Genomic DNA, 13,820 nt, shown 5'->3' on the forward strand with positions numbered 1-13,820 from the left:
CGCGGCCCCCGCTCCCGCGGAACCCGCCCCCAAGCCCGCCAACGACAAGCTCGTCGTCGGGTTCGCGCAGATCGGACAGGAGTCCGGCTGGCGTGACGCCGAGACCCAGTCCATCCAGTTCTACGCGGGCCAGAACATCGACACGATCGATCTGAAGTTCGCGGACGCGCAGCAGAAGCAGGAAAACCAGATCAAGGCGATCAAGTCGTTCATCGACATGGGCGTCGACGTCATCGGGCTCGCCCCTGTCGTGGAGACCGGCTGGGACGCGGTTTTCACCGAGGCCAAGGAGGCCGGCATCCCGGTGGTGCTCGTCGACCGCAAGGCTGACGTTCCCGAGGACCTCTATGCGACCTTCATCGGCTCCGACTTCATCAAAGAGGGCAACGACGGCGCGGACGAGATGGCCCGCCTGCTCGACAACAAGGGCAAGATCGTTGAGCTTGAGGGCACCGTGGGCGCTTCCGCGGCCAACGACCGCAAGAAGGGCTTTGACGACCAGATCGCGGCCAAATATCCCGACATCGAAATCCTTGCCTCCCAGACCGGCGACTTTACCCGCGCCAAGGGCAAAGAGGTCATGGAGTCCTTCCTGAAGACCTACGGCAGCGAGATCAACGGCGTCTTCGCCCACAACGACGACATGATGCTCGGCGCGATCGAAGCGATCAAGGAAGCCGGACTGAAGCCGGGCGTCGACATCAAGACCGTCTCCTGCGACGGCGTCAAGGGCATCTTTGAGGCGATGGCCGCCGGCGAGGCAAACGTCACCGTCGAGTGCAACCCGCTGCTCGGACCCCAGTTTTTCGAGACCTGCGCCAAGCTCAAGGCCGGCGAGACGGTTGAGAAGTGGATCAAATCCGAAGAGGGCGTCTACCGCGCCGAAACCGCGGCCGAGGATCTGCCGAACCGCGTCTACTGATCCAAGCCTTTTCATTCTTTCTTCCCAACACGAATAGAAACGTCGAAATCCGCTCCGGCGCTGGGTCGGAGCGGATTTCGACAGTCATGCAGGAATAGCGAGAGGAGGATACGGCGATGGATGCGGAAAAGCTGCTCCTGCGCATGGAGCATATCTCCAAGCGGTTCCCGGCGGTCGTGGCGCTGGACGACGTGCAGTTTTCCCTGCGCGCGGGGGAGATTCACGCGCTGCTCGGCGAAAACGGCGCGGGCAAATCCACGCTGATCAAGGTGCTGACCGGTGTGGAACAGCGCGACAGCGGGACCGTCTGGCTGGAGGGGAAGGAGATCTTCCCCAGGACCCCGCAGGAGGCGCAGGAAACCGGTATCAGCACGGTGTATCAGGAGGTCAATCTCTGCCCCAACCTGTCGGTGGCGGAGAATATCTATATCGGCCGGGAGCCCCGCAGGGCGGGGCGCATCGACTGGAAAACCATCAACCGGCGGGCGGCGGAGCTGCTCGGGCGGTTCAATCTGGAGATCGACGTCACCCAGAACCTCGACGCCTACTCGGTCGCGGTGCAGCAGATGGTCGCCATCGCGCGCGCCGTCGACATTTCGGCCCGGGTGCTCATCCTCGACGAGCCGACCTCGAGCCTCACGGCGGTCGAGGTGAAAAAGCTCTTCGAGATCATGCGGATGCTCCGGGACCAGGGGATGGGGATCATCTTCGTCACCCACTTCCTCGACCAGGTCTACGAGGTCACCGACACGATCACCGTGCTCCGGAACGGCGAATATGTCGGCACCTACGCGACCGCCGAGCTGCCGCGGGTTCAGCTGGTCGGCAAGATGATCGGCAAGGAGTACGCCGAGCTCGAGGGCAGCGCCGGCGTGAAGGGCGGCGAGGAGCGGATGGGCGAGGTGCTCGTGGAGCTGCGCGGGGCGGGCTCCGCCTCGATATCGGACGTGAACCTCGAAATCCGCCGGGGCGAGGTGCTCGGGCTGTCCGGGCTGCTCGGCTCGGGGCGCAGTGAGACCGTCCGGCTCATCTTCGGCGTCGACCGGATGGAGCGGGGGGAGGTCGAGGTGCGCGGCGGCAAGACGGACCTGCGCGGCACCCTCGCGGCGATCCGCAGCGGGTTCGCCTTCTGCCCCGAAAACCGCAAGACGGAGGGGATCGTGGGCGACCTGACCATCAGGGAAAACATCGTCCTCGCCCTCCAGACCAAGCGGGGGATGCTGCGGGCGATCTCCCGCGCGGAGGCGGAGAAGATCGCGGACGAGTACATCGAAAAGCTCGCGATCAAGACCCCCTCGCAGGACCAGCTCATCCGCAACCTTTCGGGCGGCAACCAGCAGAAGGTCATCCTCGCCCGCTGGCTGGCCACCAACCCCGACCTGCTGATGCTCGACGAGCCGACGCGCGGCATCGACATCGGCACCAAGGCGGAGATCCAGAAGATTGTCATCCAGCTGGCCGAGGAGGGCATGGCGCTCATCTTCATCTCGTCGGAGATCGACGAGATGCTGCGCTGCTGCAACCGCATGGCGGTGCTGCGGGACAAGGTGAAGGTCGCGGAGCTTTCCGGGGAGGAAATCTCCGAGGCGGCCATCATGAATCTGATTGCGGGAGGTGCGCAGAATGAACAGCCGGCTTAAAAAGCTCACCAGGTGCCAGTCTTTCTGGCCGCTGATGGTGCTGCTCGCCATTCTGCTCGTCAACGGCGTCGTGTCGGGCGGCGCCTTCTTCCAGATGCGGATCGTCGACGGCCACCTCTACGGCAGGCTGATCGACATCCTGCGCAACGGCTCCAAGCTCATGCTGCTCGCCACCGGCATGACGATGGTGCTCGCCACCGGCGGCACCGACATCTCGGTCGGATCGGTCATGGCGATCTCGGGCGCGATCGCCTGCTCGGTCGTCGACGGGCGCATCCTGTCGTCGCTCGGCGGCAGCGTCACGGCCGCGGTGCTCATCGCGGTGCTCGCGGGGATCCTCTGCGGCGCGTGGAACGGGCTGCTCGTCTCCAAGATCAAAATCCAGCCGATCGTCGCCACGATGATCCTCATGGTGGCGGGGCGCGGCATCGCACAGCTCATCACCGACGGCAAGATCGTCACCGTCAATTCGGACGCCTACTACTTCATCAACGGCGGCTACATCCTCGGGCTGCCCTTCCCCCTCTTCATCGTCGGGTTCTTCGTGCTGCTGATCATGCTCTTCACCAAGAAGACCGCGTTCGGGCTCTTTGTCGAGTCGACCGGCTGCAATTCGGTGTCGAGCCGGTTCGCGGGCATCAACGTCGACCGGGTGAAGCTGGTCATCTACACCTTCTGCGGCGCGATGGCGGCCATCGCGGGCCTCATCGAGTCGGCGGGCATCAAGGGCGCCGACTGCAACAACGCCGGCCTGATGATCGAGATGGACGCGATCCTCGCGGTCGCGATCGGCGGCACCTCCCTCGCGGGCGGGCGGTTCTCGATCCCCGCCTCGATCGTCGGCGCGCTGATCATCCAGTCGATCACCACCTCGGTCTACGCGATGGGCGTCGCCCCCGAGGTGACGCAGGTGGTCAAGGCCCTCATCGTCGTCGCGATCTGCCTGGCGCAGTCGAAGAAGTTCAAGGCTGCCGTCGCGGCCCGGCTGACCTCCCGGAAGGCGGTGAGCGCGGCATGAGCACACTGGAAAAAACCAGGCGCAGGGGCGGGATCAAAAACGTCTCCCTCTTCATCACCGTCATCCTCTTCGTGGGACTGTTCGCGGCGGGGTCGGTCAAGTACGACCGTTTCCTCTCCCTCTCCACCTTCTTAAACCTCTTCAACGACAACGCCTACCTCATCATCGTCTCGGTCGGCATCACCTTCGTGCTGCTGACCGGCGGCATCGACATCTCGGTCGCGTCCACCCTCGCGTTCACCTGCGTCTTCTCCGCCTTCCTGCTGCGGCTGGGGGTGCCCGCCTTCGTGGTCATCCCGCTGGTGCTGCTCATCGGGCTGGGCGTCGGCGCGCTGATGGGCTTCCTCATCCACAGCTACGATTTGCAGCCCTTCATCGTTACCCTCGCGGGGCAGTTCTTCATGCGCGGGCTGTGCGCGGTCATCAGCACCGAGTCGATCCCCATCTCTGACGGCTTTTACAAGAGCATGGCGCTGGGCAAGGTCGCCTTCGGCAAGGCGAAGCTCTACTACTATGTGTTCATCGCGCTGGCGGTGGTCGCGCTAGCCTACTACGTGCTCAGGTACACCAGGTTCGGCCGCGGGGTCTACGCGGTCGGCGGCGGCGAGCAGTCGGCGGTGCTCATGGGGCTTCCGGTGGCGCGCACCAAGATCTCCGTCTACGCGATCAGCGGATTCTGCGCGGCGCTGGCCGGCGTGGTGTTCAGCTTCTACACGCTGGCGGGCTACTCCCTCCAGAACATGGGCCTCGAGCTCGACGCGATCTCCTCGGCGGTCATCGGCGGCACGCTGCTCACCGGCGGCGTCGGCACCGTGATCGGCACGATGTTCGGCGTGCTCATCCAGGGCGTCATCCAGACGATCGTCACCTACCAGAACCTCAACACCTGGTGGACCAAGGTCACGATCGCGGCGCTGCTCTGCGTCTTCATCGTCATCCAGCGGATCATCGCCATCCGGGCGGAAAAACTCAAAAACAAAGGGTAGCGCGCGGGCGCCGCCCGCTGTCCGGCCGCTTTGACAAAAGCGGCCGGACAATCTTGGTTATATTGGACATGCCGCGCAGGCGGTTTTTCCGCTATAATGGAAAAGTCCGGAAAACGGGAAAGGGGGGCGCGCGATGAGGAAGCTGTGGGAACTCTTCCAGAACAACCGGTTCCGCAACAAGATGGCGATCACCTACGTCTTCATGGCGCTCATCCCCCTGGTCATCTTCGCCGCGGTCAGCGCAGGGGTCTTCCTGTCGCAGGCGCGCCGGACGACGATGTCCCACACCGCCCAGATCACCGGACAGGTGAGCAACTCGATCGATATGTACATCAGCACGATCGACAAGATGGCCGACTACCTGACCTGCATGCTCCAGCGCAGCGGGATGCTCGAGGACGCGGCGGCGTGGGAGCGGATGCAGACGCCCGTCTCGAGCACCCTCAGCGACATCGCACGCTCCCATCCCGAGATCGCGGGCATCCTGATCGCCACCGAGCAGGACGACAGCGTGAGCACGGGGATGAGCCGCATCTCCCGCGACCCCTTCACGAGCGAAAACTGGTACCGGCTGGCGACGACCGAGCCTGACCGGGTGGTGCTGGTGGGCAGCACCACGGGGCGCAACATCGTCACCAAGCAGGATTACAGCGCGGACAACGTCTTTTCGCTGGCCAAGGCGGTCAAGGACCGCAGGACGGGGCAGGTGCGCGGGGTCATCCTCTTTGACGTGAGCCATGAGATCATCACCGACTCGATCAAAAACGTGACGATCGGGGAGAAGGGGTTCGTCTTTGTCGTCGACTCGGACGACAACATGGTCTTCACCCCCGTGAACGAGATCGTCTACCGCGTCGACCCCGCCTGGCTCGACGGGGACGCGGGCGTCCCGGTGACCGCGCAGATCGCGGGAGGGCGTTACCAGATCCGCTATGAGCAGAGCGATTTTACCGGCTGGAAGACGGTGGGCGTCTTCTCCCTCGACGAGGTCATGGGCGGCATCAACACGATCGTCTATGTGCTCATCCTCTGCATCGTCGGGACGGGCGCGCTGGTGCTCTTCGTGTCGCTCCAGCTCGCCAACTCGGTCACCAAGCCGATCTCCAAGCTCCAGAAGCTCATGAAGCAGGCGGAGTCGGGCGACCTGTCCGTGCGGTTCAACAGCCTCTACAGCGACGAGATCGGCGACCTCGGCCACAGCTTCAACCACATGATCCACCGCATCGACCACCTGATCCACCAGGTGTACGAGGAGCAGCAGAGCAAGCGGGACGCAGAGCTCAAGAGTCTGCAGGAGCAGATCAAGCCCCATTTCCTCTACAACACCCTCGACACGATCAGCTGGATGGCGCGCGACTACGGCGCCGATGACATCGTAAAGCTGGTCGACGCGCTCACGAGCATGTTCCGCATCGGCCTCTCCCACGGCAAGGACTTCATCAGCCTGCAGGAGGAGACCACCCACGTCTCCAACTACCTCTATATCCAGAAAATCCGCTACAAGGACAAGCTCAGCTACGCGGTCGATGTCCCTGCCGAGCTTTCGGGCTGCCTCGTGCCCAAGCTGATTTTGCAGCCCCTCGTCGAAAACGCCATCTACCACGGCATCAAGCAGAAGCGGGGCGGCGGCACGATCACCGTTTCGGGGCGGCTGTCGGGGGAGGAGCTTCGCATCACCGTGCGGGACGACGGCGCGGGCATGCCGCCCGAACGCCTCGCCGCGCTGCGGGAACAGCTCGATAAGCCGCCCGACGAGATGGAGAAGACGAGCTTTGGGCTCTTCTACATCGCGGAACGCATCCGGCTGTGCTACGGGGACCGCTACGGGATATCGCTGGAGAGCACGCCGGGGGAGGGCACGACGGTGACGGTCGCGCTGCCCGCCCGGGCGGAATTGATCAACCGGGAGGTTTTCCATGTATAAGGCATTGATCGCGGATGATGAGGAGATCATCCGGAGCGGCCTTTCGCGGCTGCTTGCAAAGGATCCGGACTTTGAGGCCGCCGTGCTGGCGGAGGACGGGGAACAGGCGCTCGAGCTGGCCGCCGGGCACCTGCCCGATCTGCTGCTGGTCGACATCAACATGCCCTTCCTGAACGGGCTGGAATTCATCGAGCGGCTGGAAGGGGTGCTGCGGGGCGCGGTGATCATCGTCATCACCGGCTACGACGATTTTGCCTACGCGCAGCGGGCGCTGCGGCTGGGGGTGTTCGATTACCTGCTCAAGCCGGTGATGGAGGACGCGTTTTACGACGCGGTCGGACGCGCCAAGCAGCAGCTCCAGACCAACCGCAAACAGGTCAAATACCTCGACTGGGCGCGCATGCAGCTTGAAAAGAACCGCTCCTCGCTCGTTGCGTCCTTCCTCGACGACTGGCTCGGGGGGCGGTACAGCGAGCCGGAGGCGGCCGAGCAGCTCGAATACCTCGGCGTCTCCATCTCCGAGCCCTGCGGCGTCACGGTCGCGCACCTCTCGGTGAGCGAGGGCAGGACGGCGGTGGGGCAGGAGTGGGACGAGAACCTGCTCTATTACGCGGCGGAGAACATCGCGCGGGAGCTCTTCGAGCCGCTGGGCCCGGTGACCTCCTGCAAGAACGCGAACGGGGACCTCGTGGTGATCTCCTCCCGCCTGCCCGCCGCGCGCTGGAGCGCCACCGCCCGGGAGCTGCGGGAGCTGCTGGAGGAGCACCTGCCCGCGCAGGCGGTGCTGGCGCAGGCGCCGTGCGGCCGTCCGGCGGACCTGCCCGAGGCGTACGACGACGCGATGGAACAGCTCGGGCAGCGGGAGAAATGCCCGCAGGCGGTGCTGGAGGCGCGGCGCTACATCGAGGAGCGCTTTTCCGACCCCGGGCTCTCGCTCCAGGGGGCGGCGGAGTTCCTGCACCTCTCTCCCCAGCACCTGAGCCGCCTTTTCCGGCACGAGGCGGGGGTCACCTTCGTCGACTACCTCTCGCGGGTGTGCATCCGGCGGGCGGTCGAGCTGCTCGCGGACGGGGAGCTCAAGATGTATGAGATCGCCGAACGGGTGGGCTATTCGAGCCAGCACTATTTCAGCAGCGCCTTCAAAAGGGTGCTCGGCGTCTCTCCGATGGAGTACCGGAGGGGCGGCGCCGCGCGGTGACAAAAAGGAAGGGGGCGGCCATATGAGAAGGGGATTCCGGCGGCTGACGGCGGCGCTGCTCTGCGCCGCCCTGTTCCTGCTGCCCGCAGGCTGCCAGGCGGGCCCGGAGAAGGGGCAGATCCGGTATGTCATCGGCGTCTCGCAGGCGAACATGCGCGAGCCGTGGCGGCTGGTGCTGACCCGCGAGCTGCAGGAGGAGGCGGCCAAGCACCCGGAAATCCGGCTGGTCGTTACCGACGCGACCTCGGACGGCGAAAAACAGGTCGAGGACATCCAGCGCCTGCTCGGCTACGGCATTGACCTGCTGATCGTCTCGCCCCACGACGTCGAGCGGATCACGCCGGTGGTCAGCGAGGTCTACCAGAAGATCCCCGTCATCGTGCTCGACCGTGTGGTGGAGGGATACGACTACTCCCTCTTCATCGGGCCGGACAACGACCTGATCGGCAAGCAGGCGGGGGAGGCCGCCGTCCGGCTCGCGCGGGGTTCGGCGGCGAAGGTGCTCGAGCTCAAGGGCGGGACCCATTCGCAGGCGAGCGCCGCGCGCAGCGGCGGCTTCCGCTCGGTCACCTCCCTCTTCCCGCTCATCGAGATCGAGTCGGTCACGGTGGAGAACGAGTCGCGCGACGCGGCGGAGGACCTGGTGAGCGCCTACGGCGAGCGGCTCCGGGAGTTCGACGTGATCTTCGCGCACAACGACTATATGGCGCTCGGCGCCTATAAGGCCGCCCACCGGCTCGGCTGCGACGATGTCAAGATCGTCGGCATCGACGGCTTCACCGGTCCGGACGGCGGGCTGGAGCTCATCCGCGGCGGCAGGATCGACGAGACGATCACCTGCCCGACCGGCGGCAGGGAGGCGATCCAGTTTTCGCTCGACATCCTGGGAGAGGTGAGCGGCGTGCCCAAGCAGGTCATCCTGCGCAGCCACGCGATCACGCGGGAAAATGTGGACAGCTACGAGCGCCAGCTCGATCGCGCGACCCGGCCGGTCGACCGCCCGATCCGCGTGGGCTACGCGCAGGTGGGCACCGAGAGCGGCTGGCGGCTGGCGAACAACCAGTCGATCCGGGACGCGGCGCGGGAGTTCGGCATCGACCTGACCGCCATCGACGCGGACAACGACCAGCAGGCCCAGCTCGAGGCGGTGCGGGAGTTCATCCGGCAGAGGATGGATGTGATCGTCATCTCCCCCATCGTCGACAGCGGCTGGGACGAGGTGCTCATGGAGGCGCGCGGCGCGGGCATCCCCGTGCTGCTCTCCGACCGGAAGATCTCGGTGGCGGAGGACGATCTCTTCATGACCTTCATCGGCGCGGACTTCATCGAGGAGGGCCGCCGCGCCATGCGCTGGACGGCGGAAAACGTGCCCGCGGACAGGCATCCGGTGCGCATCCTTGAAATCCAGGGGACCGAGGGGGCCACCCCGACCATCGAGCGCAAGCGGGGCTTTGAGATGCTTCTGGCCGAGCATCCCGCCTATTCGATCGTCTACTCCGCGGGCGGCGATTTCACCCGGGAGGGGGGAAGGCTCGTCGTCGAGGGATATCTGCGGGAGCACGCGTGGGACATCGACGTGATCTATTCCCACAACGACGACATGGCGCTCGGCGCGATCGACGCGCTGGAGGCGGCGGGCATCCAGCCGGGCAGGGACGTCAAGATCATCTCGGTGGACGGCACGAGGGAGGCGGTCCGGGCGCTCGAGGAGGGCAGGCTCAACTGCGTGGTCGAGTGCAGCCCGCTGCTCGGGCCGCAGCTCATGAAGGCGGTGACCGACCTGATGAGCGGCAAGGAACCGCCGCTGCGGATCATCACCGACGAGCGGGTGTTTACCGCCGAGACGCCCCGGGGGGAGCTGCGCGGCCGCAAATACTGACAAACGCGAAGAGGCCCGGCGGCCATGGCCGCCGGGCCTCTTTGTCTAGTTTTTTCAGCTCTGCCGGAGCACGCGGATGCCGTAGGTCCCGGCGTAGGAGGGCTCGCCGTCGGCGGGCGCGTCCCGCCGGTCGCAGAAGAGGTCGTAGTGGTAGCGGGCGGGCTCCTCCCCCTCCACGCAGAGGGCGCTGGCCGCGAAGGAGACGTAGAGGTAGTCCTGGTTTTCCAACCCGTACGCGAGCTCGTCGTCGAAGACGATGCTCAAATCGAAGCTCTCGCCGGGGAAGATGAGGTTGCGGACGCTCCGCTCGCCCTTATATTGGAAAATCTGCGCGGACTCGTAATAGCTGTTCCCATACTGTACGTCGGTAACGATGCCGATCATGAAGTCGGAGAGGGCGAGCCGGGTGATCGGGAGCTGCCCGGGGTTTTTGAGCGTCAGGGTGAGCTTGCGGGTGTTTTCTCCCACCTTCCCGGAGCAGAAGACGGTGTCCCCGCTGAAGAGGTCGACGTCGTCGTATTCGCTGTCCCACACCTCGCAGCGCACGGGCCGCTCCCTGCAGACACAGAGCATGGGAATCCCCCTTCCGCTTTGCAGCAGTTCTTTCAGATTGCCTTCCGCCTGGTCGATCCGCTCGCGCAGGGAGTCGGTGTTGTGCCGGCCATCCTGCCGGGTCACCAGCAGCGAAAGGCGCGCCTCCTGGCTCAGCTGTTCCGACAGGTACTTGTCCAGCCACACATAGCAGTCGGTAAAGAGATCGTCGAGCCGGTCGCTGCGGGGAATGTCGGGATGCTCCCGGTAGAACCGGTCGGTCAGTTCGGCGCGCCAGCCGTCGGGGAGAATCCGGGCGCCGGTGTATTCGTAGGTCAGCTTGTCCGCCGCGTCCCGCACGGCCTCCGCTTCCGCCCCGTCGGCGCACCGGCGCTCGATGGCCGCGTCCAGCGCGCCGTACAGCCGCTCCAGCGCGCGTTCGTCGAGCTTGTCCCGGACAAGCTCCCCGACCTTTTCCTGCACGGCGCCCTGCATAAACGAGGAGACCACGCCCACAATCCGTTCAATCATCTCCGTCCGCCCCCTTCCGGTTTCTTCCATCATTATAGGGGTATTTTCAACAAAATACAAGCGGCGCGCCCCGAAAAAACCGTCTGGGACGGAGAAAGCGGCGGCGGGCGCGGAGAAATGGCGGGAGCCCCTTGGCAAGGGGGCTCCCGCCGTGTTACACTGGACCCGGCCGGACGAGGCCGGGAACGGGGGAGTTGTGATGATCAAGCTGGTTGCGAGCGATCTGGACGGGACGCTCCTGAAAAACGGGGCGCAGGCCCTGACGCCCGAGGCTCTGCGGCTGATCGGGAAGCTGCTGGACCGGGGGATCCTTTTCGCGCCCGCGAGCGGGCGGCAGTACCCCAACCTGCGGCGGCTGTTTGCGCCCCGCTGGAACGAGCTGCTCTTCATCTGCGAAAACGGCGCGCTCACGATGCGCCATGGCGCGGCGCTCTCCACCATCCCGCTCGAACGGGAGACGGGGGAGGCGCTCATGCGGGACATCCTCTCGCACGACGACTGCGAGGTGCTGCTCTCGGGGCGGGAGACCTCCTACCTCTGCCCGCGCCGCAGGAGTTACTCCGATTTTGTCGTCTACACGATGAAAAACACCGTCACGATCGTGGACGACCTCTTCTCGGTGGATGAAGAGTTCCTGAAGGTTTCCGCCTACGTCCACGGGGACGGCGCGCCGCGCGTCGCCCCGGCGTTCATCGAAAGGTGGGGAAGCGTCGTGACGGCCGCTGTGTCGGGCCCGGCGTGGATCGACTTCACGGTGGCCGACAAGGGGATGGCGATCGAGGCGGCCGCCCGGCGGCTGGGAATCGGGAGGGACGAGATGATGGCCTTCGGGGACAACTTCAACGACGTGGAGATGCTCGAGGCGGTCGGCCGCCCCTGCCTGATGGACACCGCTGACCCGGCGCTGCTGGAACGGTTCCCCTGCCGCTGCGCGAGCGTGGAGGAGGCGTTGGCGGCGCTTCTGGCGGAGATCTCCTGAGGCCGGCTCCGGAAAGAACGATCGGCCGTTTTTGACCGCGCTTTGATTGACAGGAAACGGGAATTCCCTTATAATAATGGCAAAGTGCGCATCGCCGCATCAGCGGGGAAAAGCGCACGATATATCGTGAGGAGGACAATTTTATGGCACCAAAAGGCAAAACCATGTTGAAAGTGGTCAGCATTCTGTACATCATCTTTTCCGGCATCAGCATCCTGCTGGGGCTGCTCGCGCTGGTGGGCGGCGGCATGATCGCGGCCGGCGGCGACATGATGGGCGCCGGGGTCGGCGCGGTCGCGGCGATCGCGGGCGTGGTCCTGATCGCTTCCAGCGTATTCAGCCTGATCGTCGGCATCATTGGCGTCAAAAACTGCGCCAAGCCCGAGAAGGCGCAGGTCTGCTTCGTACTCGGCATCATCCTGATCGTGCTCGCCGCGTTCAGCCTGATCAGCTCCTTCGGAGGCGACGGGAACGTCTTCTCCGCCCTGGTCGGCCTCGTGCTGCCGGTCCTGTACACGCTGGGCGCCTACTGGAACAAGCAGTCGGCCGCAGCCCTGTCGGCGCCCCAGGCCCCGTCGGACGGCGCGGACCAGAACGGCCCCGAGCTCTAAGAGAACGCGAATAAAAAGAACCGCGCTTTGGCTGACGCTCAATAAAGAAGCATTAAGGCGGTTTCAGATTGGGACGCCGGCAAACGGAACGTGATAACAAAAGAGCGGCTATCGACGGGAGTCGATAGCCGCTCTTTTTGCTGGTAAAAACGTAAGGAGCGTCCTTCCCATAAGGATCCCTCCACTTTTCAGCGATTTCTCTTCACCGTGGGAATATTTTCCCCCTCAATCCGCCGGACAAGCAGAAAGCTATAACCGGGTCATATTGTTCTTGTAATCAAAAACGACAAGTCCACAGTCCTTACAGATAAAACCATGAAAGTCTGTGCCGGTAAAAGCTTTTTGCGCGATCATAACATCTTCTGCGTCCTTTGGATTTAATGATATTTTGTGTTTTTGTTTATTGAAAGCCATGATGTTTCCCGCCTGTAAAAAACCAGATTGCATAGCCCTTCCACATTTGGGACAGTTCATTATAAACACCTCGAAATCCAGATTGTCATTTTTTGTTTTCATTCTATCATAATCTCGAGCGCTTGGGAACTCCTGTTTTCACGGCTGATTTTCCACCTTACGGATACACAGGAGGGACTCCGAAAACTAGAAGGGAACTGAAATGGGAAAAAGTATTTGAAAGCTGATTCAACGCCGGCGGGATCGACATACCGGACACCAACGAAACCGGCGGCACATGGCACAGTCAAAACTGGCCATGCCATGTGCGGAAAAATACGACTTTATGGGGGGATGCTTTGGCGCGGTTCTTTTTTGATTGCATTTCGGGGGTCACTGTGCGATACTGGGAAGAGAACGAAACGGGACGGAGCAAAAGCCATGAGCAGTCCGATTTGATTTTCCGGATTTCACCGAACAAACTGAAATCCGGAGGGAACAAAATTGAATCGAAAAACCGGGATTACCCTGTTCTGCGCGACGGCGTTTTTACAGGGCATGGTATTCTATGGCCCGATCGCGACCCTTTACCGGCAGGCGCGCGGCGTCTCGGTCTTCCAGATCACGCTGATCGAGAGCATCTCCCTCGTCTGCCTGATTGCTTTGGAAATCCCGTGGGGCTGCGTGGCCGACCGGATCGGCTATCGGCGCACGCTGATCGTCTGCAACGTGATCTACTTCCTCTCCAAAATCGTCTTCTGGCGGGCGGCGGGCTTCGGGGGGTTCCTGCTCGAACGGCTGATGCTGTCGGTGGTGCTCTCGGGCTTTTCCGGCTGCGACTCCGCCTACCTCTTTTCCCTGGCGGGGGAGGGGGAGAGCCAGAAGGCGTTCGGCGCCTATGAGGCGTCGGCGACCGCCGGCCTGATCGCTGCGTCGCTTCTCTTTTCCACCGCGGTCGGCGGCGACTTCGGCGCGGCCGGTTTTCTCACCGTCCTCTCCTACGGGGCGGCGATGGTTTTGACCTTTTTCCTGCCCGAGGTACCGCCGCCCGCGCGGCGGAGCGCGGGATTTGGCGCACGCGCCGGGGAGGCCGCGCGGGAGGTGTGGAGCGGCCGGCGGTTCCTGCTCTTTCTCGTCGCGGCGGCGCTGCTTACGGAATCGAACCAGACGATCACCGTCTTCCTCAGCCAGCTCCAGTATGTCCGCGC

General features: G+C 63.9%; 12 protein-coding genes. 10 read left to right on the top strand and 2 right to left on the bottom strand.

The window, feature by feature from the left end:
- From RDM88_RS08070 to RDM88_RS08100, 7 genes are all read left to right on the top strand, one after another.
- Window positions 1-922 (top strand): ABC transporter substrate-binding protein (locus tag RDM88_RS08070; protein ID WP_308754350.1); only part of this gene is annotated, 922 nt, incomplete at its 5' end.
- A gap of 116 nt (window positions 923-1,038) precedes the next feature.
- Window positions 1,039-2,562 carry a sugar ABC transporter ATP-binding protein gene (locus RDM88_RS08075; protein WP_308754351.1) on the top strand — a complete coding sequence of 508 codons (1,524 nt, stop codon included), beginning with the start codon at window positions 1,039-1,041 and terminating at the stop codon, window positions 2,560-2,562.
- Window positions 2,546-3,580, top strand: coding sequence for an ABC transporter permease (locus tag RDM88_RS08080; protein ID WP_308754352.1), 1,035 nt, complete (start codon window positions 2,546-2,548; stop codon window positions 3,578-3,580). The genes RDM88_RS08075 and RDM88_RS08080 overlap by 17 nt, the downstream gene beginning before the upstream one ends.
- A complete protein-coding gene (gene yjfF, locus RDM88_RS08085) occupies window positions 3,577-4,566 on the top strand; it encodes a galactofuranose ABC transporter, permease protein YjfF (RefSeq protein ID WP_308754353.1) in 990 nt (329 codons plus the stop codon). The genes RDM88_RS08080 and yjfF overlap by 4 nt, the downstream gene beginning before the upstream one ends.
- 133 nt (window positions 4,567-4,699) lie before the next feature.
- Window positions 4,700-6,490: a sensor histidine kinase gene (locus tag RDM88_RS08090; RefSeq protein ID WP_308754354.1), complete on the top strand. Its 1,791-nt coding sequence runs from the start codon at window positions 4,700-4,702 to the stop codon at window positions 6,488-6,490.
- A complete protein-coding gene (locus tag RDM88_RS08095; RefSeq protein ID WP_308754355.1) occupies window positions 6,483-7,688 on the top strand; it encodes a response regulator in 1,206 nt (401 codons plus the stop codon). The genes RDM88_RS08090 and RDM88_RS08095 overlap by 8 nt, the downstream gene beginning before the upstream one ends.
- Before the next feature lie 22 nt (window positions 7,689-7,710).
- The gene (locus RDM88_RS08100; protein ID WP_308754356.1) at window positions 7,711-9,567 is read left to right on the top strand and encodes a substrate-binding domain-containing protein; all 1,857 of its coding nucleotides are present in this window, start codon (window positions 7,711-7,713) and stop codon (window positions 9,565-9,567) included.
- A gap of 54 nt (window positions 9,568-9,621) precedes the next feature.
- On the opposite strand, the gene RDM88_RS08105 is transcribed toward RDM88_RS08100, so the two are convergent.
- On the bottom strand, window positions 9,622-10,629 hold the full coding sequence (locus RDM88_RS08105; RefSeq protein ID WP_308754357.1) for a hypothetical protein: 1,008 nt from the start codon (window positions 10,627-10,629) through the stop codon (window positions 9,622-9,624).
- A 199-nt stretch (window positions 10,630-10,828) separates the two neighbouring features.
- On the opposite strand from RDM88_RS08105, the gene RDM88_RS08110 reads away from it, so the two are divergent.
- Both RDM88_RS08110 and RDM88_RS08115 read left to right on the top strand, forming a co-directional pair.
- Window positions 10,829-11,608 carry an HAD family hydrolase gene (locus RDM88_RS08110; RefSeq protein ID WP_308754358.1) on the top strand — a complete coding sequence of 260 codons (780 nt, stop codon included), beginning with the start codon at window positions 10,829-10,831 and terminating at the stop codon, window positions 11,606-11,608.
- Window positions 11,609-11,751: 143 nt separating this feature from the next.
- Window positions 11,752-12,219, top strand: coding sequence for a hypothetical protein (locus tag RDM88_RS08115; RefSeq protein ID WP_308754359.1), 468 nt, complete (start codon window positions 11,752-11,754; stop codon window positions 12,217-12,219).
- Between the two features lie 249 nt (window positions 12,220-12,468).
- Here the strand turns inward: RDM88_RS08115 and RDM88_RS08120 are convergent, their stop codons facing one another.
- Window positions 12,469-12,735, bottom strand: coding sequence for a PF20097 family protein (locus RDM88_RS08120; RefSeq protein ID WP_308754360.1), 267 nt, complete (start codon window positions 12,733-12,735; stop codon window positions 12,469-12,471).
- A 381-nt stretch (window positions 12,736-13,116) separates the two neighbouring features.
- Here RDM88_RS08120 and RDM88_RS08125 point away from each other — a divergent pair.
- The coding region (locus tag RDM88_RS08125; protein ID WP_308754361.1) for an MFS transporter at window positions 13,117-13,820 on the top strand (704 nt) is incomplete at its 3' end.

The organism is uncultured Anaerotruncus sp. (assembly GCF_902490045.1).
Classification (GTDB): domain Bacteria; phylum Bacillota; class Clostridia; order Oscillospirales; family Ruminococcaceae; genus Anaerotruncus.